Annotated in this window: 18 protein-coding genes and 1 tRNA gene; 7 read left to right on the forward strand and 12 right to left on the reverse strand. The window is 56.4% G+C overall.

The annotated features are described in order from the left end of the window. Positions 1 to 297 precede the first annotated feature (297 nt). The 3 genes from FKM97_RS15925 to FKM97_RS15935 all read left to right on the forward strand — a co-directional run bounded on the left by FKM97_RS15925 (position 298) and on the right by FKM97_RS15935 (position 6,510). Positions 298 to 1,467 (forward strand): efflux RND transporter periplasmic adaptor subunit, encoded by a 1,170-nt coding sequence (locus FKM97_RS15925; RefSeq protein ID WP_144293434.1) that lies wholly within the window; start codon positions 298 to 300, stop codon positions 1,465 to 1,467. Positions 1,468 to 1,471: 4 nt separating this feature from the next. Then, positions 1,472 to 4,624, forward strand: coding sequence for an efflux RND transporter permease subunit (locus tag FKM97_RS15930; protein WP_144293435.1), 3,153 nt, complete (start codon positions 1,472 to 1,474; stop codon positions 4,622 to 4,624). A 638-nt stretch (positions 4,625 to 5,262) separates the two neighbouring features. Further along, positions 5,263 to 6,510 (forward strand): EAL domain-containing response regulator, encoded by a 1,248-nt coding sequence (locus FKM97_RS15935; protein ID WP_144293436.1) that lies wholly within the window; start codon positions 5,263 to 5,265, stop codon positions 6,508 to 6,510. A gap of 11 nt (positions 6,511 to 6,521) precedes the next feature. Here the strand turns inward: FKM97_RS15935 and tgt are convergent, their stop codons facing one another. From tgt to FKM97_RS15970, 7 genes are all read right to left on the reverse strand, one after another. After that, entirely contained in the window at positions 6,522 to 7,661 is a 1,140-nt protein-coding gene (gene tgt / locus FKM97_RS15940) for a tRNA guanosine(34) transglycosylase Tgt (RefSeq protein ID WP_144293437.1), read from the reverse strand. Beyond that, positions 7,652 to 8,746: a tRNA preQ1(34) S-adenosylmethionine ribosyltransferase-isomerase QueA gene (gene queA / locus FKM97_RS15945; RefSeq protein ID WP_144293438.1), complete on the reverse strand. Its 1,095-nt coding sequence runs from the start codon at positions 8,744 to 8,746 to the stop codon at positions 7,652 to 7,654. Before queA ends, tgt begins: the two co-directional genes overlap by 10 nt. Positions 8,747 to 8,766: 20 nt before the next feature. Beyond that, positions 8,767 to 9,321, reverse strand: a complete 555-nt coding sequence (locus FKM97_RS15950) for a peptidylprolyl isomerase (RefSeq protein WP_205015077.1) — start codon at positions 9,319 to 9,321, stop codon at positions 8,767 to 8,769. 37 nt (positions 9,322 to 9,358) lie between these two features. After that, positions 9,359 to 9,862 carry a pantetheine-phosphate adenylyltransferase gene (gene coaD / locus FKM97_RS15955; protein WP_144293439.1) on the reverse strand — a complete coding sequence of 168 codons (504 nt, stop codon included), beginning with the start codon at positions 9,860 to 9,862 and terminating at the stop codon, positions 9,359 to 9,361. Positions 9,863 to 10,515: 653 nt separating this feature from the next. Continuing rightward, entirely contained in the window at positions 10,516 to 13,290 is a 2,775-nt protein-coding gene (gyrA, locus tag FKM97_RS15960) for a DNA gyrase subunit A (protein WP_281290111.1), read from the reverse strand. Between the two features lie 181 nt (positions 13,291 to 13,471). After that, a complete protein-coding gene (mgtE, locus tag FKM97_RS15965; protein ID WP_144293440.1) occupies positions 13,472 to 14,848 on the reverse strand; it encodes a magnesium transporter in 1,377 nt (458 codons plus the stop codon). 100 nt (positions 14,849 to 14,948) lie between these two features. Beyond that, positions 14,949 to 15,035, reverse strand: a tRNA-Leu gene (locus FKM97_RS15970). Between the two features lie 100 nt (positions 15,036 to 15,135). Here FKM97_RS15970 and lipB point away from each other — a divergent pair. Then, complete coding sequence (gene lipB / locus FKM97_RS15975) at positions 15,136 to 15,840, forward strand: lipoyl(octanoyl) transferase LipB (protein ID WP_144293441.1); 705 nt, start codon at positions 15,136 to 15,138, stop codon at positions 15,838 to 15,840. Between the two features lie 85 nt (positions 15,841 to 15,925). Here the strand turns inward: lipB and FKM97_RS15980 are convergent, their stop codons facing one another. Genes FKM97_RS15980 through yajC form a run of 5 tightly spaced genes read right to left on the reverse strand, consistent with a single transcriptional unit; the run spans position 15,926 to position 20,193 of the window. Further along, a complete protein-coding gene (locus FKM97_RS15980) occupies positions 15,926 to 16,780 on the reverse strand; it encodes a phytoene/squalene synthase family protein (RefSeq protein ID WP_144293442.1) in 855 nt (284 codons plus the stop codon). Next, entirely contained in the window at positions 16,777 to 17,181 is a 405-nt protein-coding gene (locus FKM97_RS15985) for an Mth938-like domain-containing protein (RefSeq protein ID WP_144293443.1), read from the reverse strand. Before FKM97_RS15985 ends, FKM97_RS15980 begins: the two co-directional genes overlap by 4 nt. Before the next feature lie 25 nt (positions 17,182 to 17,206). Beyond that, positions 17,207 to 18,175, reverse strand: a complete 969-nt coding sequence (gene secF / locus FKM97_RS26730; protein WP_144293444.1) for a protein translocase subunit SecF — start codon at positions 18,173 to 18,175, stop codon at positions 17,207 to 17,209. A gap of 21 nt (positions 18,176 to 18,196) precedes the next feature. Further along, complete coding sequence (secD, locus tag FKM97_RS26735; protein WP_144293445.1) at positions 18,197 to 19,804, reverse strand: protein translocase subunit SecD; 1,608 nt, start codon at positions 19,802 to 19,804, stop codon at positions 18,197 to 18,199. Between the two features lie 47 nt (positions 19,805 to 19,851). Then, positions 19,852 to 20,193, reverse strand: a complete 342-nt coding sequence (gene yajC, locus FKM97_RS16000) for a preprotein translocase subunit YajC (protein WP_144293446.1) — start codon at positions 20,191 to 20,193, stop codon at positions 19,852 to 19,854. 192 nt (positions 20,194 to 20,385) lie between these two features. Between yajC and FKM97_RS16005 the strand changes: the two genes are divergently transcribed. The 3 genes from FKM97_RS16005 to FKM97_RS16015 all read left to right on the forward strand — a co-directional run bounded on the left by FKM97_RS16005 (position 20,386) and on the right by FKM97_RS16015 (position 26,235). Then, positions 20,386 to 21,246, forward strand: a complete 861-nt coding sequence (locus tag FKM97_RS16005; protein WP_144293447.1) for an ATP-binding protein — start codon at positions 20,386 to 20,388, stop codon at positions 21,244 to 21,246. A gap of 228 nt (positions 21,247 to 21,474) precedes the next feature. Continuing rightward, on the forward strand, positions 21,475 to 25,377 hold the full coding sequence (locus tag FKM97_RS16010) for an autotransporter domain-containing protein (RefSeq protein WP_144293448.1): 3,903 nt from the start codon (positions 21,475 to 21,477) through the stop codon (positions 25,375 to 25,377). Between the two features lie 81 nt (positions 25,378 to 25,458). Next, entirely contained in the window at positions 25,459 to 26,235 is a 777-nt protein-coding gene (locus tag FKM97_RS16015) for an SDR family oxidoreductase (RefSeq protein ID WP_144293449.1), read from the forward strand. Positions 26,236 to 26,248: the final 13 nt, after the last annotated feature.

Consider the following 26,248-nt stretch of genomic DNA (forward strand, 5'->3'; position numbering starts at 1 on the left):
CGATCCGCGCTCTTGGCCACCATTAAAGAGCAAGCTCTTTGCTTCAGCAACCCGTGACGTGTCACGAAGTCGGCACTCAGCTTGGAAGTTGCCAAAAACGCAGGAACTGCCAATCCACATCGTAACTAAAGTGAAACGCGCTCCCAAACTGCAAACGCCCATTCCGAACCAAGAGAGTGATGGAAGTGCGGTTCGGCGTCAAAAAGGTTATTAGTGATGAAGTCGATGACTGTTTTCTTTTGGTGACAATTCCGGTTAACTCTCCGAACGAATCTCTCAACAGCGGGAAGCTGAAAATTGCGCCCATTTCATCCTTTGCCGGCATTTGTGTTCTGCGTGATTTGGGCAGTTGCAACTCATGTCCCGCCGCTTCATGCGCAGCAAGCGGCGCCCGTCGCCCCTGCTGTCCAGATCGCTCCAATCGTAACCGAAGATGTGACACGCACGGCTCAGTTTGTAGGTCGTGTAGAGGCAATCCAACAGGTCGCGATCAAACCAAGGGTCGATGGGTTCATTGAGGATGTCCTGTTCACCGAGGGCGGTATGGTCAAACTGGGGCAACCCCTCTTCACCATTGAAAAAGATACCTATCAGGCAGCCGTGGAGACTTCGCAGGCCGCAGTTGGAGTCTCGGAGGCACAGCTTGCTGCTGCCAAGGCCAATCAAACTAAAACCCAACTCCAATATGATCGGATGTCGCAACTGCGAGCTTCCGGTACGGTCTCGCAAGCGCAGCTCGACGACGCTACCGCAGCGCGTGACGCAGCTGTCGCGCAAGTCCAACAGGCGAATGCTGCTATTGCGCAGGCCAAAGCTCAGTTGTTGACCGCGCAGATCAATTTGAACTACTGCGACATCGTCTCCCCCATTGCTGGCCAGATCGGTAATGCAGTCTTCACAGTGGGCAATCTGGTCAGCCCGCAATCAGGAACCCTCGCGACCGTGGTGCAGACAAATCCCATTCGCGTGGCCTTCTCAATTGCAGAGAGCGACTATCTCAAGGTGGCGGAGTACCGGAGCCAGCATGCTGGCCAGGGTGATAAATTCACGCCGCGGCTCAAACTCCCTGACGGCTCAACTTATGCTCATGCGGGGGAAATCTCCTTCATCAACAACGTGGTCGATCCGAATACCGGAACAATCGTTGTTCGGGCCAATTTCGAGAATCCAGATCTCTATTTGGTCCCCGGCGAATTTGTGAATGTGAATGTTCAGTTAGGCGATACGCAGTCATTGCCGGTCGTGCCCGCTTCCGCCGTGCTCCAGGATCGTAATGGGGCATATGTGTTCGTTCTGGGTGAAGGAAACCGCGCGGAAGAACGTCGGATCAAGACAGCCCAGAAGACTAGCAGCGGATGGGCGGTGACGAGCGGTGTCGTTGCAGGAGACGTGATCATCGTCAGCGGGTTGCAGAAAATCCGAGCGGGCGTGACCGTAAATCCCACCAACGCCGCGTCTGCGAGCTAAGCGGATGATCTCAAGCACATTTATCGATCGCCCCAAGCTGGCGATGGTGGTGGCCATCGTTATGACTTTGGCAGGTACGCTGGCACTCGCGAATATTCCGGTTGCCCAGTATCCAAATATTACCCCCCCTGTCGTTCAGGTCACCGCGAGTTATCCTGGTGCAGATGCGCAAACTTTGGCCGAAACCGTAGCTGCTCCGATCGAGGAGCAGGTCAATGGCGTCGAGAACATGATCTACATGGCCTCGACGAGTACCTCGAACGGTACCTACACATTAAGTGTATCCTTCGACATTGGAACCGACCCCGATATCGCCCAGGTAAACGTTCAAAACCGAGTGGCACTTGCACAGCCCCAGTTACCAGCAATCGTGAACAACCTTGGCGTCAGCATCAATACGCAGCAGCCAAGCTTTCTGCAGATCATCAGCATCTACTCGCCCAGCGGGGCCTATGATTCGCTGTTTCTCTCCAATTTCACTTCCATCAATGTCAGGGATCCGATTTCTCGCGTCGAAGGCGTCGGCAGCGCCGCCATCCTTGGCGAGATGGATTATTCCATGCGGATTTGGATGGATCCAAACCGCATGGCCGCGCTGTCAGTTTCGACCGACGACATCAACAGAGCGATCCAGTCCCAGAACATTCAGGCAGCAGCTGGTCAGATCGGCGCGCCTCCGATCGCTGACAATCAGGCTCTGCAATATAATATCACTGCTCTCGGCAGACTTGCGACCGTGGAGGAATTCGGCTCGATCGTTCTTAGAACGGCCGACGATGGCGCTGTGGTCAGGATTCGCGATATAGGTCGTGTCGAATTGGGGGCAGACAGCTACACCTCCATCAGTGGACTGAACGGCAAGCCGGCGGCGACTTTGGGCATCTACCAATCCCCCAATGCCAATGCGCTCAGTGTTGCAAACGGAGTTAAGAAGGAGCTGGAATCACTCAAAGGGCGGTTTCCCGGGGATCTGACCTATCAAGTGGTTTACGACTCCACTGCTTTCGTTTCTGCCACAATTCACGAAATCATCGAAACGCTTGTCATCACAGGCTTCATCGTCCTCGCGGTCGTCTACATCTTTCTCCAGGACCTGCGCGCGACCCTTATTCCTGCTTTCACCATTCCCGTCTCCCTAATCGGCACATTTGCGGTTCTTCTTGCCCTTGGTTACTCCGCTAACACGGTAAGTCTGTTTGCGTTGATCTTGGCGATCGGCCTCGTCGTCGATGATGCGATCGTCGTGGTCGAGAATGTGCAGCGGATAATGGAGGAGCAGCCGGGAATTGGACAGAAGGAGGCCACCCGGGAGGCCATGCGCCAGGTTACCGGCCCCATTGTCGCCACCACTCTGGTGCTGATCGCAGTTTTCGCCCCTGTCGCCTTCCTGCCCGGCATCACCGGCCAGCTGTATCGGCAATTTGCGGTGACGATCACCGTTTCTGTTACCCTTTCCGCCATCAATGCTTTGACGCTCAGTCCAGCCCTCTGCGCCACCATCCTTCGGCCGCCGACGGCCATGCGGCGCGGCCCCTTCAAATGGTTCAATTCGGGCCTGGATCGAACGCGTAACGGGTATGTAAGGATCGTTGGTGGTCTCGGACGCCGTGCTGTTCTGGCAGGTCTTATCGTCGTTTTGGCAGGCGCTGCAGCCGGATATCTTTTCACGAAGACGCCAGGGGGCTTTATCCCCACTGAGGATCAAGGTGCCCTGTTCGTCAATATTCAGCTTCCCGATGCCGCTTCTCTTCCCCGGACTGAAGCCGTCCTGAAGCAGGTACAGGAGATTGCTGCTGCTACGCCAGGCGTTGCAAATGTCATCACAGTGTCAGGCTACAGCATGTTGGCCAGCGCCTATTCAACAAATGCAGGGCTTGTTGTGGTGGTGTTCGAGCCTTGGGATGAGCGAAATACGCCAGCCCTGAGACTCGGCGGTATTTATGCCAAGCTCAAGCGCGCCTATGATGGCATCTCCGAAGCCAATGTCGTTGCATTTCCGCCGCCGGCCATACCGGGTATTGGCAATACGGGCGGCTTCGACTTCAGGTTGGAGGCCCTCGCCGGCCAGTCGGCACAAGACTTAGCCTCGGTCATGAACTCCTTCATCGTTGCGGCGAACGGCGACCCCCGCATTGGTTCAGCCTATTCTACGTACTCGGCAAGTGTTCCCCAACTCTATCTCGACGTCGACCGCGTCAAAACCGAAAGTTTAAAAGTTCCGATTTCTGATTTGTTCGGCACGCTGCAGGCTCAGCTCGGGTCACAGTTTATCAACAACTTCAATCTCTACGGCCGCACGTATCAGGTGAACATCCAAGCAGATGCGCCCTTCAGGACGACTCCCGACGACGTCCTGAATCTTTACGTTCGTAACACAGATGGAAACATGGTGCCGGTGCGCACTTTAACAACACTCGAAACGACGTTCGGCCCTAGCATGTTGAACCGCTATAACCTGTTCACCTCGGCTGCGATCAACGGGGATCCAGCCCCTGGTGCATCCTCTGGACAGGCCATGGCTGCCCTCGAAGAAGTTGCGAAAAATACCTTGCCCGACGGATACTCATACGAGTGGTCGAGCCTTTCCTACCAGGAGGCGACAGCTTCCGGACAAGTCGCGATCATTTTTATTCTTGCTTTGACCTTTGGATATCTCTTCCTCGTAGGGCAGTACGAAAGCTGGGCGATTCCACTCGCCGTCATATCATCGGTCACGATTGCCGTTCTGGGTGCCATTGCCTCGATCCACTTCATAGGACTGGCGAACAACATCTACTGTCAGATCGGCTTGGTCCTTCTGATCGGCCTTGCCGCCAAAAATGCCATTCTCATCGTCGAATTTGCGAAAGAGCAACGTGAAGCCGGTAAGTCGAGACTAGAGGCGGCGATGGAGGCTGCGCATATGCGGTTTCGTGCCGTGCTCATGACGGCGATCGCGTTTATTCTGGGTGTCGTTCCAATGGTCATCGCCACCGGGGCGGGTGCAGCAAGTCGTTTCTCAATGGGAGTAACGGTGCTTGGCGGCATGGCTGCGGCGACCATCTTTGGAATAATAGTGATCCCTGCTCTCTATGTGATGTTCCAATGGCTCGGCGAGACGGTTGCAGGGATCGGCCGGCGGAAGGACGTGGAGCCAAGTTTACCTGTTGCAAGTTAAGCGTCTTAGGGAATAGCTTTTTGCCAGCCGTTGTGACTCAGATGCTCCGGAATTCTCCCTCGGCGTCCAATCTGTTCCTGCGGGAAGGCTCTTCCTGTCGTTTAGTCCGCTCTTATGGAAGCGGGAATGGCTCGGGTTTGACGAAAGAGTCCGCCCTGGTTCTCTTCACTCTAACCATCAGCTTCTCCCAATCCGGGGGAGCCACCTTACGAGTAGAGGCGAGCCTACCGAGCAGCGACCATTTGAAATTAGCGTCTCGACTCTCCTGTGATTCGGACTCATCAATTTACAGGTTCGAGCCCCTCTGACACGCGAGTCCGTTTCGACTATTTGAGCCGCCATAAGTCTCTTGCTGCTCAAGGTAAAAAGTTACTATAAAATCTGTGTGGAAGCTTTAGCGGTGGTCCAAAGCCACCAAATACGGCTCGGCCCGCTGCATAAATGGGTCGCTCGATCTAAGTAACTGTATTTTCAGAAGAAATTTTTTGTTGCCCTGCCCCTCTCCGAAATCGGGCACTTGATTTCGTAACATCGAAGTAAGACTTTCCGTACATCATGTGGCACTCTTCCTGAGCAGAGTCTGGCAAGGATTGCTGCACGAGCTGATCTAAGTAGGTCAGACGACATGAGCTCTCGAAGTGTCGTCGGAAAAGATGGCGATGATGATTACGGCTATGCAGAGGATGTTGATCGTTGATCCTGACCGGGACACCGGTAAGGCACTGGTCACGCTCGCCGTTGATCTCGGTATTGAAGCTCGCGCCGTAGCTTCTGCAGGAGACCTCATTGAACTATTCGCTGGCTGGCAGCCTACTATGGTTTGCCTTAATCTGAATGCTGGCGACATGGACGGCGTCGAACTTATCCGCTGGCTGTCCGAACAAGAATGTGGAGCGAAACTCATCATCATGGGTTCGCAGGATGGCAAGGTATTGAATACAGCTGCTAACCTTGCGACTGCTCGCCATCTTGAGGTTGCAGGTACGCTGCGTAAGCCGATCGTCGCGGATGAAGCGATCGCCCTATTCAAGGCGAGCAAGATGAAGCCAGAAGCCGTCACTCTGCGGGAGATTGAACAGGCCCTCGGTAACGGCGAGATCGTTCTGAGGTATCAGCCTAAGATCAGTCTAGCGGATATGCGGGTCTTGCCGGTTCAGGGTGTCGAAGCTCTTGTTCGTTGGCATCATCCAGCGCGGGGACTGTTGTCACCCGACCAGTTCCTGGGCGCGGTGGCTCTGCACGGACTGATGGGACAGCTTACGGAGCGGGTCTTCGAGATTGCTTTTGCTGATCTTGCTCGCTGGGTGAGGCAGTGGCCGGGCTTCACGATGGCGGTTAACGTCCCTGGGGATTTGCTGAGCGACTTGGCGTTACCGGATAAAGTCGAGGCGCGGGCTCGCGCGGCGGGGGTCGATCCCTCAATGATTGTTTTGGAGATTACCGAAAGCGTCGCACTGGACGATCAACCTGCTACACTCGACGTCCTAACGCGAATGCGACTTAAGGGATTTGCGTTAGCGCTTGATGATTTCGGCACCGGTTATTCGTCGCTGGTCGAGCTTTATCGAATGCCGTTCAGTGAGATTAAGATAGATCGGTCTTTCGTCAGCCAAGCTGAGCGAGATCAGGATGCGCGAACAATCGTGAGATCGATTGTCGGGTTGGGTCACAACCTGGGACTGCGCGTTGTGGCGGAGGGCGTCGAGACCGCTAAGATCTTGTCATTCCTTGCCGAGATCGGATGTGAGCAAGCTCAGGGCTACTACATCACAGTCCCCCTCTCTGCGGAGGCATTCGATAACTTTGCACTTCGGTGGTCGGCACAGAAGCACCACTTGCGAGTGGTTTCGGATAGACCAAAGCTCAAACCTGGACATGCCGCGTAAGAGTTCCGGGTTTAGAGAGGTGTTATATCGCCTCTCGCCCAAACGGATTTCGTCTCAGCCCTGAACTCCTCATATCGCTGGTGTGCGATTGCCTGTCGAGCTTGTTGCATCAGGTTCTGGTAATACGCCGTATTTGCCCATGACAGCAACATTTGCCCGAGCAACTCTTCAGCCTTAAAGAGATGATGAAGATAGGCGCGGCTATACGCGAATGCAGCGGGGCAGGCGCTTTCCTCATCCAGAGGACGATGATCTTCGGCATGGCGCGCGTTGCGAAGGTTGACTGGCCCTCGACGCGTATACGCTTTCCCGTGACGCCCGGCTCGGGTTGGCATCACACAGTCGAACATGTCGATTCCGATCGAAATCGCCTCGAGGAGATCGTGAGGTGTGCCGACACCCATGAGGTAACGTGGCTTGTTCTCGGGAAGCAGGGGCGCGGTATATTCCAGGGTAGCGAGCATGTGGGCCTGCCCCTCGCCCACGGCAAGCCCACCAATGGCATAGCCGTCAAAGCCGATGTCGATCAAACCTCGCGCAGAGCTCTCTCTCAAGCCCCTGAAGGTACTTCCCTGCACGATGCCAAAAAGTGCCCGTCCCGCTTGCGTACCAAAAGCTGCCTTGGAGCGTTCAGCCCAACGGAGTGAGAGCTGCATCGAGGCGTCTGCTTGTGCCTCAGAACAGGGCCACGATACGCATTCGTCCAGAACCATCTGAATATCAGAGCCGATCAGTCCTTGAATCTGGATCGATCGCTCGGGTGTTAACATGTAACGCGATCCATCGATATGCGACTGGAAAGCGACGCCCTCCTCGGTGATCTTCCGCAGACTGGCCAAAGACATCACCTGAAAACCTCCAGAGTCTGTCAAAATCGGCTTCTGCCACCGCATGAATTGATGAAGCCCGCCCAGCCGAGCCAACCGCTCAGCCCCGGGTCTGAGCATCAAGTGGTAGGTATTTCCCAGAAGGATGTCTGCGCCCGAACCGTCAACCTGATCGGGATATAATGCTTTTACTGTGCCTGCAGTGCCCACCGGCATAAAAGCGGGCGTACGGACCGCCCCTCGGGGTGTGTCAATGAGGCCCGTCCGAGCATCGGCATCCTTACCCAGCAGGCGGAATGTGAAGGCATCTTCCTTCAGCGCCATCTGCTTCGATCCGGATGCAGCAGACAGGCATCGCCATAAGAATAGAACCGATAACCCGCGTCGATTGCATGGACGTAAGCTCTTTTCATGCGATCAAGTCCGGCGAAAGCACTGACCAGCATGAACAGCGTGGATTGCGGAAGATGAAAATTCGTCATCAAGAGGTCGACGGCGGAGAATTGATATCCTGGCGTGATAAAGAGGTTGGTGGTGCCCGACCACGGCCTTATTAGACCGTCTTTAGTGGACGAGGTCTCCAGCAAGCGGAGCGAAGTCGTCCCGACCGCCACGATGCGACCACCAGTGGCACGAGCCGCATTCAAAACCTGCGCTGCCTGGGCGGTAATAACCCCACGCTCAAAGTGCATCCGGTGCGCTTTCGTCTCCACTGCTTTCACCGGCAAAAACGTTCCTGGCCCTACCTCCAATGTGACGAAAACAGAGGCAATACCCGCTTCCGAGAGGCTGCTCATCAAGCTTGGAGTGAAATGAAGACCGGCTGTCGGTGCTGCGACGGCACCTTCGTGGCGAGCATACATCGTCTGATAATCATCAGCATCACGGACATCCACAGATCGCTTTGATGCAATATAAGGCGGCAGGGGAAGTGAGCCGAGAAGTTTGATCCGCTCATCCAGGATCGGGCTCGCCACATCAAAGGCAAGCTTTATCGTCCCCTCTTCACTCTTGCTTAGAACTGTAGCGTCCAAGACCTCTGCTTCACAAACCTCTGGATCGGCTCCAAACCGCACTCGATCGCCAGGTGCGAGTTTGCGGCCCGGTCTCACAAGGCCAACCCAGGTCGCCTCGTCGAGACGCTCAATCAAGGTTGCTTCGATCGCCGGCTCATACCCGCCCCGGCCGATCCTTCTACCTGAAAGTCGCGACGGTATGACCTTCGTGTCATTGAAAACGAGGACATCGCCAGCCCGAAGATGATGGGCCAGATCCTTCGCACAGGCATCGGAGAATTCTGGCTCGGCCTCGGGCTCTATGACAAGCAAACGCGAAGCATCCCTAGGGACAGCGGGACGTAGTGCGATCGACGCCTCCGGTAGATCGAAATTGAAGGCGTCGACACGCATGGCGGTCCTAGCTGCGCTCCTTACTTCGCGTCAGAAGCAACCTGCATTTTCACGATCACGTCCGGATTGGTGACCGTGCCGCTGCCGCTGGCGCCCTTCTTGATCTTGTCTACGAATTCCATCCCATCGACCACTTCACCAAAAACAGTGTACTGACCGTTGAGGAAGCTGGAATCCTCAAAGCAGATGAAAAATTGACTGTTGGCGCTGTTGGGGCTCTGAGATCTAGCCATGCCTAGCGTGCCCCTCTCGAAGGGCTCCTTTGTGAACTCAGCTTTGACGTCTGGGTACTTTGAACCACCCATGCCAGTGCCCGTCGGATCCCCTGTCTGAGCCATAAATCCTTCGATCACGCGGTGAAACTTGACACCATTGTAGAAGCCTTCGCGTGTGAGTTTCTTGATCCGCTCAACATGCTCGGGAGCGAGGTCCGGGCGTAGCTTGATCACGACCCGACCATCCTTCAGATCGAGATATATCGTGTTTTCAGGATCCGAGGGGTTCGCCGCATGAGCCGCACCGGGAACCATTGCAAATAAGAGGACTGTGGAAATCAGTTTCAAAATATCGAACATAGAAGCCTACCTTTCTCGGTCGGTTGTTTGTTTGTCCTCAGGCGAACTCGCGCAGCAAGGCAGCGTCGATGCGCCGCCGCGCAAGGTCAGGGACGAATGGTGAGATGTCGCCGCCCATGCGGGCAATCTGTTTCACCAGCGATGAGGCGATCATGCGTGTATTGGAACTTGCAGCTAGAAAGATCGTCTCCACATCCCGGGCAATGCTGGCATTCATCTGCGCCATCTGCACCTCGTAGTCGAAGTCAGAGGAATCACGCAAGCCCCGCACCATTACGGTCGCGCCGGCTGCGATAGCCGCCTCAACAGCCAAGGTGTCGAAAGTGATGACACTGATTTCACATCCCACATCCCTTCCCAGGGGAATACACACTTCCTCCATGAGGTCGACGCGTATTTCTGCCGACAGGAGAGGCGTCTTGCCATGGTGCACGCCAACCGCCAGCACCAGCTTATCGAACATGCGAGCAGCACGTGAAATGACATCCACATGGCCGTTTGTCACGGGATCGAAGCTGCCCGGATAGAATCCGATGAGCATACGCTAAGCTCTCCTTCGCCGGTTCGGCGCGACATCGCAAGCCTGATGCCACCACCAATCATCATCTCAGGCAATCTACTAATCAGCGCCACTCCCTGCTCGAAAGAAAAACTCTCGTTGCCGAGCAGGCAGCGCATACATACCGTCTGAAATCGCGCTAAGCACCATCAAAGTGCCACCATAAGTCACCAAATGAGCGACATAATAACCCGCCCGGCAAATGAACTGAGTGAAGAACCCTCCCAAAAAACAACAGCTTGTGAGATTTCGCAGAATGACGGAAGTCCTCGCCTGCCGATGTCGGAGTTTCTACTGAAGCCTTTTTGGGGGTCCGGTTAAGCCACTGCAAGCAGAGCCTCCGGTGGCACCCAATACTGAAAACTCTTGAGCTAGGCTTCCGATGATGGAAGCCTGCGCGCTTTCCTTGCCGTAATGCGTCGGTGATCGTGTCGAAACTTCCGTGTCAATCTCGATGCAAAGAGGCCGACACATATGGGCTTCCGAGTTGCCTGCAATCACTTCATCGCAAACGGGCAGCGTGCAGAGCGGAGATAAGCCCCACCTTTAGGGCCGACGGCAAACATCAGAACGTTTAAGATCTGTCGCCGCCCCGCATTCGGTGCAAAAATTCCACTCCGCTGCAGATGCTTTCCTCAACCAGCCGTCGAGATCTCCTCAGGGTCATCGTCATCTTCATTGACATGGGCCACAGAGACCACTCTCTCTCCATCAGCTGTGTCAAAGATCGTCACCCCTTGAGTGTTTCGACCAGCAACACGAATACCGTGCACGGGACAGCGAATGAGCTGACCACCGTTGGTGACCAGCATGATCTGATCATTCTCCTCGACCGGGAAAGAGGCAACCAGTTGGCCATTACGTCTATTCACCGCCATAGCGATGATACCTTTTCCGCCTCGCCCGGTGACCCGGTACTCAAAGGAAGAAGTTCGTTTTCCATATCCATTCTGAGAAACGGTTAAAACGGTCTGCTCCGCGGCAGATAGAAGTGCATAGCGTTCCTGGCTAAGAGACACTTCTTCCGCACTTCCTTCTTCCTCGCCATTGCCTTCTTCCAGCTCTGGATCGATCTCAGTGCCAGCATTTGCTTCCTCACCGCGCATAGCGCGGCGAAGCTTCAGATAGGCCTTCGCCTCCGCCGGTGTTGCATCTATGTGCCGAAGAACAGTCATCGCAATGACCTTATCGGATCCCAACTCCTTGTCGGTTCCGAGCCGAACACCCCGAACGCCCGTGGATGTGCGACCGGCAAAGACCCGCACATCGTGAACGGGAAAACGAATGCAGCGCCCGTTGGCCGTGGTCAGTAAGATATCATCGTCAGGCGTAGCCACGGCGACCCCCACGATCGAGTCGCCTGGCTCTTCGAGCTTCATCGCAATCTTTCCGGCACGATTGATATTGATGAAGTCTGCAAGATCGTTACGGCGCACGCTGCCAGAGCGAGTGGCGAAGATCAGATTCAACCGTTCGGCCTCTTCGGCATCTTCAGGCATGAACAGAATCGTGGAAATATTCTCACCCTGTTTCAACGGCAGAAGGTTCACGAGTGCCTTGCCGCGCGCCTGCGGCGTTCCTACCGGCAGGCGCCATACCTTCATGCGGTAGACCATACCGGTCGATGAAAAAAACAAGACCGGTGTGTGCGTATGGGCCACAAACAACTGGGATACGAAATCCTCTTCCTTCATCGAGACACCGGAGCGGCCTTTGCCGCCACGCCGCTGCGCACGATAGGTCGAGAGAGGCACGCGCTTGATATACCCGCTATGGGACACGGTGATCACCATATCCTCGCGAGCAATCAGATCTTCATCTTCGACCTCGAAGCCGTCGTCGAGGATCTGAGTCCGGCGCGGCTTAGCAAACTCTGCCTTTGCTGCTTGCAACTCGTCACGTACGATTGTCTGGACACGATCGCGTGAGCGCAGGATGTCGAGATAGTCGGAGATCTTGCCGCCGAGTTCCTGCAACTCGTCACCGATCTCGTCTCGTCCGAGCGCCGTCAGCCTTTGCAGTCGCAAGTCGAGGATGGCCCTCGCCTGCTCCTCAGAGAGGCGTATTGTGCCGCCATCCGTCACGATGTGACGAGGATCGGCAATCAGCATGACGAGCGCCACCATGTCCTTCGCAGGCCAGTCACGGCTCATCAACTCGGCACGAGCGGTTGCAGGATCAGGACTTGTTCGGATTACTCGGATCACCTCATCGATATTGGCGACCGCTATCGCCAGACCGACCAAAACATGGGCTCTGTCCCGCGCTTTGTTCAGAAGGAACTTCGTCCGCTTTGTGACAACTTCCTCACGAAAGCTGACAAAGAACTGGAGCATATCCTTGAGGTTGAGAAGTTCGGGGCGCCCCCCCGAGAGAGCCACCATGTTGCAGCCGAAGCTCGTCTGCAGAGGAGAGAAACGGTAGAGCTGGTTAAGAACCACATCCGCGACCGCCTCACGGCGCAGTTCGATGACCACGCGCATGCCTTCTCGCGAGGATTCGTCGCGGATATCCGCGATGCCTTCAATTCGCTTCTCGCGAACAAGATCGGCGATCTTCTCGATCATGGAGGCCTTGTTCACCTGGTACGGAATTTCCGTCACGACCAGGGCCTCGCGCTCCTTACGAACCGTTTCCACCTCCACAAGGGCCCGCATGATTATGGAGCCCCTGCCCGTCTGGTACGCCGACCTAATTCCAGACCGGCCGAGAATGAGACCTGCGGTGGGAAAGTCCGGACCGGGCACGATTTCATTGATCTCTTCAATCGAGATCCCGGGATTGGCCAGCAAAGCTACACAGGCATCAACAAGTTCGCCCAAATTATGCGGGGGAATGTTCGTCGCCATCCCGACGGCGATGCCACCCGCTCCATTGACGAGCAAGTTAGGAAATTTCGCCGGAAGTACAGAGGGCTCATGCTCCGTATCGTCGTAGTTAGATTGAAATGCAACCGTCTCTTTGTCGAGATCATCCAGCAACAGGTGTGCAGGTTTCGCCAGCCGGACCTCTGTGTAACGCATCGCGGCTGGCATATCTCCGTCCACAGAGCCGAAGTTTCCCTGGCCGTCGATCAGCGGCAGCAGCATCGAAAAATCTTGAGCCATTCGAACCAGAGCGAAGTAGATCGCTTGGTCACCGTGAGGATGGTACTTACCAATGACATCGCCCACGATACGAGCGGACTTTCGGTATCCCTTATTCCAGTCGTAACCATTCTCGTGCATCGAAAACAGGATGCGGCGATGGACCGGCTTCAAGCCATCCCTGACATCAGGCAGCGCCCGACTCACGATTACGCTCATCGCATAATCGAGGTAGGAACGCTTCATTTCCTCGACGATGGAGATGGGGGTCACATCCGAAGGAACGGGCTCCGAACCAGATGGTCCTCGATCGTTATCGGCCAATCTTCAATGCCTCTGCATATTGAGGGAGGGGGGAGCGTCATGGCCGTTACACGGCCACGATTCGGCTAATGCCATATGTAGCAATGGCTGCAGACCGATGCAACGAAACGCGCGATAAAATTAGCCGTTTTCGGCGGTTTTCTTTCCTTTTTCTCCGCCAAATTCAAGCGCTACTCCTGATTCACATCAGCCATAAGCTTGCCAGCCCGAGGAACGCAAAGAAGCCCACCACATCGGTCACCGTGGTTACGAACACTGTAGAAGAAACGGCAGGATCTACGTCGAAATAATCGAGTGTCAGCGGGATGAGAATGCCCGCTAGAGCTGCAGCCAGCATATTGATAACCATCGCCGCGCCCAGGACTAAGCCGAGGCTGTCACTGCCAAACCAAGCATAGACAACGGCGCCGAGGATCAGAGCGAACAGAACACCATTGATCAGTCCTACCGCGCATTCGCGACCCACTACTCGCACAGCATTGAGCTTACCAAGGCTGCGCGTGGCCAGAGCCCGCACTGCGATCGTCATAGTCTGGGTGCCAGCGTTACCCCCCATCGACGCCACGATCGGCATCAATACGGCCAGAGCTACCATTTCGCTGATGGTCGCATCGAAAGCCCCGATCACTGTGGACGCAAGAATTGCCGTAAAAAGATTTATCAAGAGCCAAGTGAAGCGGCTGCGCGTGGTGCGCCATACTGGGTCCGTAATCACCTCGTCGCCTACACCGCCGAGGCGCAGAATATCCTCCTCGGCCTCCTCCTGGATGACGTCTACGATATCATCCACCGTGAGCATACCGACGACGCGCCCGTCCGTATCAACAACTGGGGCGGACACGAGATTGTACCGTTCGAATTTGTAAGCTACGTCCTCTCGCTCGTCCGTAACTGTGAAAGTCGTTTGCTCCGTCGCCATGATCTGCTCGAGAGGGATCTCGTTTCCGCTTCTCAGGATGCGCGAAACATCGACGGTCCCAATAAGATGCATGAGAGGATCGACAACGAAGACTTCATAAAACTGCTCCGGTACGTCTTCATCACCGCGCATGTACTCGATCACCTGACCCACAGTCCAGAAGCCGGGAGCCGCGACGAAAGCGGTCTGCATGAGCCGACCTGCTGAGTCCTCCGGATAATCGAGGGCCCGCTTCAGCGCGGCCCGCTCCTTGCGAGGTACGGATCTGAGGAACTGCTCCTGCTCCTCCTCGTCCATGTCCTCCAAGAGGTAGACGGCGTCGTCCGTATCGAGGCGGCCTAAAGCCACCGACACGGCCCGGGGCGTCAAGAGCTCGAAAAGGGCATCGCGCACCGGGGCATCGAGTTCGGTCAGAACCTCAGGATCGAACTTTCTTCCAAGAAGAGTGACGAGTTGAGCCCGCTGATCGGGACGCAGCAATTCGATGAGATCGGCGAGATCTGCTGCATGCAGATCTTTGACCAGCTCTCGCACACCCTCCCTGTCGTCGGTATCTAACGTAGAGAGAATGGATTGCACGAAGCTGGCATCGAAATCGCCATCTTCATTTCGAGTGAGAGGACGCTCAACAATTTCCATTCTCGACCTCCCTGCAGCAAGTGGTTGCATCTCCGAGGGGACGCACCATCTCGCAACCATTGCTGCAGCGCAATGGGCCGTAATGATCATGAGAGGTGAATGGTGCGGTCGGGGAGACTCGAACTCCCACGGGGGTTAACCCGCTAGCCCCTCAAGCTAGTGCGTCTACCAATTCCGCCACGACCGCGAGGTAGCCCCTGTCGGGGTGGCGCTCATGTAACAACCCGGATGCGGCAAAGCAAGCCTTTCCGATAGCTCTTTGAAAATCGCCGGTTTAAGAAGTTGGCATGCTCGACAAGAACATAGCTAAGGAAGCCGCTACACGCCTATTTCGCTCTGCCCCGTCAGTTGAATGGTCGGTGGCCAAGGGCCTGGTGGAGTATGCTGCAGCGGTCGACCAAATGGAGGCCCGAGTCGCCGAGATTTCTGCCGGCGGAGCCGCAGAGCAAGTCTGGCTCTTGGAGCACCCTCCCCTTTATACGGCCGGCACCAGTGCGGACGATCGGGACTTGCTCACTCCGGCACGTTTTCCGGTCCACCGGACAGGTCGCGGCGGTCAGTTCACCTATCACGGCCCTGGTCAGCGCGTCGCCTACGTCATGCTCGATCTGTCAAAACGCGGTCAAGATCTGCGGCTCTACGTGCATGAGCTTGAAAACTGGCTCATCGACTCCTTGTTTCGGTTCGGTGTAACCGCTGTGACAAGGTCTGAACGCATAGGTGTTTGGGTCACCAGACGGGATCGAGAGCGCGAAATCGAAGAAAAAATTGCTGCGATCGGAATACGTGTTCGGCGCTGGGTGAGCTTCCACGGGATCGCACTCAACATCAACCCTGAACTCGAGCATTTCTCCGGTATCGTTCCCTGCGGCGTCCATCAGCATGGGGTAACCAGCCTTGCTGATCTTGGCATCAGCGCCGGAATGGATGACGTCGACGAGGTTTTGCGCGCCGAGTTCGAAAAACGTTTCGGGCCCACCAAGCGCTCATAAAGCGTGTAGACCGTATTATATTTTAATTAGATTCCACAATCTGTGAAGCGAGAGGCAAGCCAGAGGGACAGGGTCGGGAGAGTGATCAAAACGTTTTTCGCCGAGCTGATCGCCATAATTGCCATTGCCGGCGGACAGGTCCGATGTCGCTCGTGATCTTCAACGGATTGCGAGACCCTCGCGTAAGCTGGCGCAGGTATTCTGGCACCAACGCTGCCGGTAGAAAGGCCGGAAGAGCCGCTTCAGGCACCTTCCGCACGTGCGACCGCGCTTCATCCAGCCGCCGCCTCGCCAGAGACACAAGATCGGAGACAGCCGCTTGCATTGGCCCATCCCAACGTCCTGACAAAACGTGCGCCACCGTCATCCCGTGACTTGCAAGCAGGTCCTGGGGAAGAAAACACTGCCCTCTGGATCGCAGCAACGGCATCGCGCGAAGCAAACTGGTCAGACCGAAGGCCACTCCCGCCAATCCGCTCACTTCTGCGCATGAATCGGCATCTTTTCCAATCAAGGTCAGTGCAGCCATCTGCATGAGAGCCGAGGATGTGTCGCCCAGATAGCCTTCGAGATCATTCTGGCTCGGCATTGGATCATCATAAAGGTCAAAGCGTCGTGCCTCGATGAGATTGGCCGGGCCGGTGCGTCCGATTGCGCCACTGCTTAATGCGGGAGCTAAAGCCTCAAGAACCGGGTGATCACCCGTTGCCCCGTTAAAGCTGCGGTCGAGCGCGTCAGCCCACCATTGCAGACGGATCTCACCCAGCATTGGCTCGGACACAAGGTCTCGAATTCTGCGCAATTCAATGTCAAATGCGTACAGGGCAAGGAGTGACGGCCGCTTCTCATCGTCGGCAAATAGGGCCGCGAGGAACCTATCCTTGTCCACTTCCCTCACCAAGTCGAAGCAATACCTTGCCGCTTCCTCTCCGGAGCTCATGTGGACCGCGGATCGTCGACCGCAATCAATGCTGCAGCGACTGACCTCCCCTCCCCCAGAAGCACATTGTAGGTACGGGCTGCAGCACCGGTCCCCATTGGCTCGAGGCGGATGCCATTATCGTGGAAGGCTTGGCGAATTTTGCCGTCAGGCCGAACAAGCTCCAACCCACATCCGAGCAAAAGAAATTCAATCTCGCTTGCTTCAGCAAAGACCGGCGCGAAACTATCAGGAGACAAATCTGTCAGAGCCGATACGGACCAGCCATAAATTCCGCTGGGGAGCAGCAAGATAGACCCCCGATGGGACATCCCCGCAAAGCGAAAGCCCCCTTTGCCGTAAGCATCAACAGGCGCCCGTCCAGGAAAATGCGGCGTGACCACCTGCCGATCGTCCTTCATATGACCGGCGACACTGTCGCCCTCCTCAAGGCATCGTTGCTGATTTAGCTTTCGACGCGTTCCCGTTATTAACCGCCACCTTTGCCTTGTCGGTCACCGAACTCCAGTCTCGCTTCACTCCCACCAAAAGAAGAATAGGTGTGGCGACGTAAATGGATGAATAGGTGCCCACGATAACGCCCCAGAGCATCGCGAACGTGAACCCTCGAATAACTTCGCCGCCAAACAAAAAAAGCGACATCATGGCGATGAAAGTCGTAGCCGCAGTCAAAACAGTGCGCGACAAAGTGCTATTGAGGGAGGAGTCGATCAGATCGATCAGCCGCATCGATTTGTATTTTCTTAGATTTTCCCGAATTCTATCAAATACAACAACAGTATCGTTCAGAGAATATCCTACGATAGTCAGTATCGCAGCGATAATTGAAAGATTAAACTGAAGTCCTAAGACACAGAATAGACCTATGGTCAGCACAACGTCGTGGATAAGAGCGGCAACGGCACCAATTGCAAACTGCCATTCGAAGCGAAACCAGACATAAATCAGAATTGCGACGACGGCTACCAGGACAGAGATTGTTCCGACCTGGGCTAGTTCGGATGAGACCTTTGGTCCGACGATTTCGGTTCGGTTGTATGTCACATCAGCGCCAAGCGCGCCGCGAACTTTGGAAATCGACTCCTGCGTCGCTTGTTCTGTTTCCTGCTGGCCGATGCGGATCATGACTTGGTTCGGTGTCCCCAAGCCCTGAACTTCCACTTCACCAAGCTCCAGGCCGCTCAGCGTGCGTCGTAAGTTGCCAAGGTCAGCCGGACCTTTTGTTTGGATCTCGAGAAGAGTACCGCCCTTGAAATCAATCCCATAATTGAGACCCACGGTGAAAAACAGGACAAGGGATGCAATCATGCAGAAGCCGGAAAGGGCATAGCCTATCCGTGCAAACCGCATGAACTGAAACTTCGTGTCGTCAGGAATGAAACGGATGGGCCGCATAGGGCGTTTGCCTCGACTTTTTTAAAGCGGAATTGCCTTGGGGCGGGCGCGCGAGAACCACCACGAAATTATCAGGCGGGTCAACGTGAAGGCCGTAAACATTGAGGTTACGATGCCCAGCGCCAGCGTGATTGCAAATCCCCTTATTGGACCAGAACCCATGCCGAATAAAACAAGCGCAGCGATGAGGCTGGTCACATTGGAATCCATGATGGTTGCAAGGGCTCGGTCAAACCCTGCATTGAGGGCCGCAACCGGGGTCCGGCCCAGGCGCTGCTCCTCTCTAATCCGCTCATAGATCAGAACATTCGCATCGACAGCCATACCGATTGTCAAAACAATGCCGGCTATTCCCGGCAACGTCAGTGTTGCCTGCAGTAGAGACAGGATGCCGAACAACAGGATTAAATTCGCAATCAATGCGATATTGGCAAATACCCCGAAGAGCCCATAGCCAATGACCATGAAGATCACAACTGCGACCACGGCTACGATTGAGGCAATCATACCGGCGCGAACGGAATCGGCACCCAGGCTTGGCCCGACGCTGCTTTCCTGAACAATCTGAAGTTTCGCAGGAAGAGCTCCGGAGCGAAGAACGATGGCTAGGTCGTTGGCCTCCTCAACCGTGAAATTTCCGCTGATCTGGCCGGTGCCGCCGAGGATCGCCTCATTTATGCGGGGGGCGCTGATCACCTCATTGTCGAGCACAATGGCGAATGGGCGTCCAACATTGCGCTGCGTCAGCTCGCCAAAGCGTTGAGCACCGCGCTGGTTGAACCGAAAGGAAACAATCGGCTCACCACCCTGCTGATCAAACCCTGGCTGAGAGTCCGTAAGATCCTCCCCTTCAACCGTCGAGCGACTTGATGTCTGAACGAAATAGGGGACCTTCGGCTCGTCAGTTGAATAAAGGAGATCGCAACCAACCGGAGCGCTGGACGGCGTGGCGGATTGTGGTTGCTCCTCGCACAAGAGCCGGAACTGGAGCTTGGCGGTGGTGGCAAGAAGCTCCTTCAGCCTAGAGGGGTCCTGCAAGCCAGGAACCTGGACTTCAATTCGATCCGCGCCTTGACGAGAAATCGACGGCTCCGTCGTCCCCAGGGCGTCAACGCGCCGGCGAACGATTTCAATGGATTGCTGAACGGCTCGATTGATCCGAGCTGTTAATCCAGCATCGGTAAAATTGACGATAATGCGATCGCCATCTCGAGTGACGTCCGCTGAATTCACGGCTGTGCCATCGGCGAAAAGACCAGTGCTTACAGGCTGCGCCAATTCCTGGATGTTCGTAATTGCCTTTTCAACATCGGCGGAGTTGCGGATTCGGAGTGAAACCTGCGTTCCTGAGCGGCCCAGACCAGTATAACCGATGCGCTCATCCCTCAGAACCTGCCGAATATCTCCCATCAATTGGTTGGTCAACTGACTGACGAGATCAGCGCGATCGACCTCCAGAAGCACCTGGGAGCCACCTTGGAGATCGAGACCGAGATTCATGGTCTTGCTCGGCAGCCATGCCGGCATCCTTTCCCTTACGTCGGCGGGAAGTAGATTCGGCAGAGCAGTGATCACGCCGAGCAGGATGACGGCAAAGATGGCGATAATCTTCCACCTGGCGAAATACATTCAATGGCCTTCCCAGCAAAGCGACGTATCCAGCAATCGTCCAAGCATTATGTCGAGGGACTCTCGTCCTTGGCGGGTTCACCCTTTACGCGAACCTCACCGACCATGCTTTTGACCACGCGGACGCGAACATTCTCGGCGATTTCAACCTGAATCTCGCGCTCGTCGATCACCTTGGATACCTTGCCGATCAGTCCCCCAGTGGTCACGATGGTGTCGCCGCGACGAATGTTGGTCACCATCTCCTGGTGCTGCTTAGCTCGCCGCTGCTGTGGCCGGATCAGCAGGAAATAGAAGATCACGAAGATCGCAACCAGCGGAAGCATCGACACCAGAAAGTCACTGGAGGGGGCTGCAATGCCTTGCGCATAGGCCGGCGTGATGAACATGTCTCTTCCTTCAGATTGGGCGCAGCATGACGTTTCGCCTGGAACCACGTCCGCCGATTTCGCCGCGAATATAGCGGCGGATTGGGCGTTTGCAATACAAGCCTTAGTGTTGCGGCACGGCGTGCTTGCCTCTCGGCCGTCCCACACGCTAAGCACCGACCAAAATCAACACCCCCGCGAGGAGCTGAGGTCATGAAGATCAACGAGAATGACGATCTGCTTCTGACACGATTGGAGCGGATCGCCTCAGCGCTGGAGCGCCTATCGCCTCCGGCGCAGCTGCAAAGTGATCTCGGCGCCTCAGAGGCTTTCATTTGGCATGCCTCGGCGGGGCTCCAGCCCGTCGATCGCGTGAACCGGGTAGAGATGAATTTGTTGCGCGGCATCGATCGCATGCGCGACACGCTGCTCGACAATACCAGCCGCTTCGCCCGGGGGCGACCCGCCAATAACGCCCTGCTGTGGGGTGCCCGCGGCATGGGTAAAAGCTCGCTCGTCAAGGCTACGCATGCCGCCGTGAACTTGGAGGTCGGCGGGGTGTTGAAGCTGGTCGAGATTCATCGTGAAGACATCGAAACCTTGCCAGCGCTGATGACCGTTATCCGCAGCAACTCCTGCTACCGCTTTATCGTGTTCTGCGATGACCTTTCATTCGACGGCGATGACACATCTTACAAGTCGCTCAAAGCAGCCTTGGAGGGTGGAATTGAGGGGCGCCCCGAGAACATGCTGTTTTACGCCACCTCAAACCGGCGTCATCTGCTGCCCCGCGACATGATGGAGAACGAGCGCTCTACGGCCATCAACCCCTCCGAAGCAGTGCAGGAAAAGGTCTCCTTATCAGACCGATTCGGTCTATGGCTTGGATTTCATAGCTGCTCACAGGCTGAATTTCTGGAGATGGTAGAGGCTTATGCTCTTCATCTAAAGCTCTGCATCAATCCTGAGTTGCTTAAAAGGGAAGCAATAGAATGGTCAACAACTCGTGGCTCCCGGTCGGGGAGAGTCGCTTGGCAATTCATTCAGGATTTAGCCGGAAGAATGGACGGTTAATTAAAGGTTAACAGTTATCCGCGGCTATACAGTCGCTGTAAACATTGAAATTACTAAATATTTTGAGGAAACCTGTGCTCTTCCGTATGACGTGCTCGATACACCACAGGGTTACAGAACTGTTAAAATGAGCTGAGAAACCTTTGTCTGTGCGCCCGCCACAGGTCTACAACCACTGGATGCATCTATGGTTGAATGCACCTGATTAACATAGGCGGGGGTTTCAGAATGACGAGCGCCAGACACCGACAATCCTTCTTGTATAGTGGATGCGCCCTGTTCGCGCTTGGTCTCATGGCCGGACCCGCGATGGCCGCAACCTACACAGTAACGTCTGCGTCAGGGAATCCCGCAGTTGTCAACTCGCTTGGATGGGCGATCTCCCAAGCGAATGCGAATGCCGGGGAAGACACAATCGAGTTCAACATCGGATCCAATGTGACGATCGGTCTTGGGGGAACCCTTCCCGTAATTACCGACTCGGTCACCATTGATGGCTCCGGATCCGCGGGGCTGAGGATCCACGGTAACAACGCCTACAATATCTTTCTTGTGCGGGCCGACGGCACCGATGCTCCTGCCACCATTGATGTCACAATTTCCAATGTCACTTTACAGAACGCCAGAGCACAGGGGGGAAGTGGGCTCAATGGAGGCTCAAACGGCGGAGGCGGCGGGGGCCTCGGTGCGGGCGGCGCTATCCTTGTTGGCAAGGGTGGCAATGTCATCGTGGAGGACGTCACTTTCGCCAGCAATGCCGCTGTCGGCGGGACGCGGGGTACATCAAATGCCAGCTACCCCACCGGCGCGGGAGGCGGCGGGCTGAATGGAGGTACTGGACCTGGCCTCACCGGCTGGACAGTCGGCACGGGCGGCGGGGGTTATGGCCGAGGCGCTGACGCCACTGTCGGCAACGGCACTGTGGCAGGCGTGGGCGGCGGACCCAATGGCGGAACCGGCGGAACCACGAGCGCGGCATCGGGCAACGGCGGCGATTGGTCGGGGGGAGGTGGCGGTGCGGTCCCTAGTTCAGACAACAACAACGGACGAGGGGGCGATGGCGGTTACGGCGGCGGCGGCGGTGGCGGCGGTTCGGGAACGACAGGAATAGCGGACCAGCAGATGGGCGGCAATGGCGGCTTTGGTGGCGGCGGTGCCGGGGCGACACGGGCCGGGGGAACTATGGGCTTCGGTGGAGATGGCGGATACGGGGCCGGCGGCGGTGCCACGAGAACCGGGGAGACAACTTCGGGCGGATTTGGGGGCACTGACGGAAATGGCGCCACCGCGGGCGTAGGGGCCGCCTTTGGCGGCTCCATCTTCGTCGAAGACGGTGGAACCATAGAGTTCAAAGGCAATGTCTCAATGACTGGAGGGACCGTCAGCGCGCAAACAGGAGCGCTTGCCCTCGGCAGCGCCATCTTCCTTCATGGCACCACAGGCTTGAGCTTCAATCCGGACACCGGCGAGATTGTTACGATTGCAAATAATATCGATAGCGACGCCTACAACTCTGGCGAAGACCCTTCCGACCCCGACGCTGCCCGCGACGGTCTTGATACGGGCATCACCAAAACGGGTGACGGCACCCTGATCCTCCAGGGCACCAACAGTTTCGTCGGCGGTGTCGACATCCAGGGCGGCACCGTTTCAATCGCAACGAATTCCAATCTTGGACACTCTGATGGCGAACTGACCATCAGCAACGAGGCGACGCTTCTTGCCACTGGCAATTTGGCACTCGAGCGAGACGTCAGTTTGGGCACCGGCGGCGGGGCCTTCGCAGCTAATGGAAGCACGGTTCTCACCGTGAACGGCATCGTCAGCGGTTCCGAAGGACTCATCAAGAATGGCAGTGGGATCGTAGTGCTCAACAACGCTGCCAACAGCTACACTGGCGGCACAACCATCAATGCCGGCACTTTGCGAGCGGGAGCAGACGGCGCCCTCGCGGAAGGAAGCATGGATATCGCCGCAACCGGGCTTCTGGATCTCAACAACTTCGACCAGGTCCTGACATCCCTGACGGGCGCGACAGGCAGTCGTATTTTGCTCGGCTCGGGTGATCTCACCATTGATCAAGCGATCGACACGAGTTTCGATGGCACGATCTCGGGCACTGGCGATGTCATCAAAGCCGGTGCGGGCACCCTAACCATCTCCAATCCCTTCGGAAATACAGGCGAGTTCATTCTTGAGGGCGGCACAATCGCCGCCGGGGCGGCGAATATCTTCAACAATCGTCCCGTCATTCTGGATGATGGCGCGACCTTCGATCTTGGCGGCTTCAATCAAACCGTTGCCCGACTGGAGTCCAACACCGGGTCAATCGTCAATTTGGAGGGAGGCACACTGACTCTGACGGATACCACGACTTATGAGATCGCCGGGACCCTGGCCGGAAACGGTGATGTGGTCAAACAGGGCACCGGCAATGTGACTTTTTCCGGCGTGGGCACGATGTCTGGGACCTTCACCGTGGCAGGCGGCAGCATGAACCTCACCGGATCGCTGGCCGACGGCATCGTCTCGGTCTCTTCGGGTGGCAACATGTATGGGACGGGTACAGTCGGCGATCTGATGATCAGCGGCATCATTGCACCGGGTAATATTGATCCCGACGAAATCATCGCCAATGGAGAGGGTCCAGAGGTCTCCGGGGTTCTCAACATCACCAATGACGCCACCTTCAGGGTAGGTTCGATGTTGCTACTCGATATGGCGGTCGATGGAACGATCAGCAGCTTGAATGTCGGCGGAGCGACCACAATCGAGGGTGGCACTGTCTATGTTGCCGATGACGAGGCCAGTTTCAGTCGCGGGCAAACCTATACGATCCTCACATCGGCGGGAGGCATCACCGGGCAGTTCGACGAATTGCGCACGGATCTGGTCTTTCTATCACCTGAGCTCGAATACGGGACGAATGAAATCCGTATGATTTTCGCCCCGAACTTCAACGCGTCCATGTTTGGGGGCAATCAGCGTCGAGTTGGCGAGGCGATTGATTTTCTGATTGGCGACGTTGCGCCGGGTGTTTTGAACGACATGCTGGAGGAGTTGTCCTCCATGGACATCAACGAGGCGCATTCGGTGTTGTGGAACCTCGCGCCGGAGGTCTATGGCGATGCTTCGGCATCGGTGGGCCGGATGATGGCTGGCGGGAATCGGATGATCACCAACCGCTTCTCGCGCCGGACGGGCGACAGCGGGCTTGCGGCGCTGGGGGTCGAGGGGCCGGCACCGGCGGCCGATATCGCCTATGTGCCGGAGCTGGGGATGCAGTTCTGGACAGACTATCAGTTCCGCACGGTCGATCTGGGCTATGACGGCAATGCCAGTCGCGGCAGCGCCACCGAGCATACCCAGCTGTTTGGCGGCGACATCGACATTCCGGGCACTTATCTGGGCCAGGGCATGGTCGGTGCCTATGCCGGCATGATGTGGGCCGATCTCGGCCTTGAGGACATCACGCAAAAATCCAGCCTGTCGGGTCCGGTCGGCGGCATCTATGGACAATGGTCACCCGTGCCGATCCTGCGCTTCCACGGGCGGGCCGCGATCGCGGCCCCGCGGGTGAGTTCACGCCGCTCCTTCGGCGTCGGTCCCGTTCAAGTGGCCGCAAAGAGCGAGTACCGGATGGTTGCGGCAGGAGGCCATGCGGGCGTCGCCTATGACAAGTCGATCTATGCCTTCCTGTTCACGCCCTTCGCAGAGGGCGGTGTTCAGTATATGAGGCGGCCCGACTTTGCCGAAGAGGGGGCGGACGATGCCGGTCTGGAGGTTGAGGGCGCCGAGCGGTTGACGGGTGAGGCCCGGGTGGGGGCGCGGCTCGCCACTCTGCCCATGCCGGTCAACGAAACCTGGTCGCTGATCCCCACCTTCTCGGCTGCCTATGAACGCTATCTGGGCAATCGAACGGACAAGGTCACTTCCGCCTTCATCGGCGGGCCGCAAGTCCCCTTCGTGGTGCTGCCGGTGGATGTCGGGCCCAATGCCCTCAACATGGCCGCCAGCGTCGAGTTTGCCCATATCGACGGCATCGGCTCCCTGCAAATCGGATATGGCTTCGGCCTCGCAAAATACGAAACCAGCCACGCCTTCGCCGTCGCCGGAAAAATATACTGGTAGTTCAAATCCTGCGCCGCTGCACTGGGGTGACTGACATGCTGCTTCTGGTTATGAGAGCACGAATGTTCACAGGAGAGCGACATGAACCTCGGCATCAGCGGGAGACGCGCGATCATCTGCGCCTCCAGTCGCGGACTGGGACGCGGGTGCGCCACGGCCCTTGCCCGCGCCGGCGTCGATGTGGTCATCAATGGACGGGATGAAGCGACGCTCGCTCGCACCGCTACGGAGATCCGAGAGCAAACGGGGGTCTCCGTCATCCCAGTGGTCGCGGACATTAGCACCCAGGAGGGCCAGGTGGCTCTTCTTGATGCCTGCCCCGAGCCCGACATCCTCGTGACTAATAACGGTGGACCGCCACTGCGTGATTTTCGTGATCTGCATAGGGATGAGATCATTCAGGGCGTCATCCAGAATATGGTGACGCCGATCGAAATCATCCAGAAGGTCGTCGATCCCATGATGCGAAGGGAATTTGGACGCATCGTCAACATCACCTCGTCATCCGTGAAGGCACCGATAACGGGGCTTGATCTGTCCAGCGGAGCCCGAGCAGGACTAACAGCCTTTCTGGCAGGTGTCGCACGCTCCGTCGCCCATCGAAATGTGACCATCAATGCCATACAGCCAGGCGCCTTTGATACAGATCGCCTCGCAGTGACGTTCAAGCGCTTCGCCGTGGCCGATCGCAGCGAAGAAGAATTGCGTGCCGAGCGCGCAAAAGCGATTCCGGCAGGACGTTTCGGCACGACCGATGAATTTGGCGAGCTGTGTGCCTTTCTCTGCAGTATCCATGCAGGCTACATCACCGGCCAAAGTCTCCTCATCGACGGCGGTGCCGTTAATGCAGCCTTTTAAGAGCTTTATTGAC

Origin of the sequence: Rhodoligotrophos appendicifer, assembly GCF_007474605.1 — a bacterium.
In the GTDB taxonomy this organism is placed as follows: domain Bacteria; phylum Pseudomonadota; class Alphaproteobacteria; order Rhizobiales; family Im1; genus Rhodoligotrophos; species Rhodoligotrophos appendicifer.

Excerpts from the sequence above, each read along its gene's own strand:
- FKM97_RS15930 (WP_144293435.1), top strand. The coding sequence starts at position 1,472 with ATGATCTCAAGCACATTTATCGATCGCCCCAAGCTGGCGATGGTGGTG.
- tgt (WP_144293437.1), bottom strand. The coding sequence starts at position 7,661 with ATGGCGCTGAAGGAAGATGCCTTCACATTCCGCCTGCTGGGTAAGGAT.
- queA (WP_144293438.1), bottom strand. The coding sequence starts at position 8,746 with ATGCGTGTCGACGCCTTCAATTTCGATCTACCGGAGGCGTCGATCGCA.
- FKM97_RS15950 (WP_205015077.1), bottom strand. The coding sequence starts at position 9,321 with ATGTTCGATATTTTGAAACTGATTTCCACAGTCCTCTTATTTGCAATG.
- coaD (WP_144293439.1), bottom strand. The coding sequence starts at position 9,862 with ATGCTCATCGGATTCTATCCGGGCAGCTTCGATCCCGTGACAAACGGC.
- mgtE (WP_144293440.1), bottom strand. The coding sequence starts at position 14,848 with ATGGAAATTGTTGAGCGTCCTCTCACTCGAAATGAAGATGGCGATTTC.
- lipB (WP_144293441.1), top strand. The coding sequence starts at position 15,136 with ATGCTCGACAAGAACATAGCTAAGGAAGCCGCTACACGCCTATTTCGC.
- FKM97_RS15980 (WP_144293442.1), bottom strand. The coding sequence starts at position 16,780 with ATGAGCTCCGGAGAGGAAGCGGCAAGGTATTGCTTCGACTTGGTGAGG.
- FKM97_RS15985 (WP_144293443.1), bottom strand. The coding sequence starts at position 17,181 with ATGAAGGACGATCGGCAGGTGGTCACGCCGCATTTTCCTGGACGGGCG.
- secF (WP_144293444.1), bottom strand. The coding sequence starts at position 18,175 with ATGCGGCCCATCCGTTTCATTCCTGACGACACGAAGTTTCAGTTCATG.
- secD (WP_144293445.1), bottom strand. The coding sequence starts at position 19,804 with ATGTATTTCGCCAGGTGGAAGATTATCGCCATCTTTGCCGTCATCCTG.
- yajC (WP_144293446.1), bottom strand. The coding sequence starts at position 20,193 with ATGTTCATCACGCCGGCCTATGCGCAAGGCATTGCAGCCCCCTCCAGT.
- FKM97_RS16005 (WP_144293447.1), top strand. The coding sequence starts at position 20,386 with ATGAAGATCAACGAGAATGACGATCTGCTTCTGACACGATTGGAGCGG.
- FKM97_RS16010 (WP_144293448.1), top strand. The coding sequence starts at position 21,475 with ATGACGAGCGCCAGACACCGACAATCCTTCTTGTATAGTGGATGCGCC.
- FKM97_RS16015 (WP_144293449.1), top strand. The coding sequence starts at position 25,459 with ATGAACCTCGGCATCAGCGGGAGACGCGCGATCATCTGCGCCTCCAGT.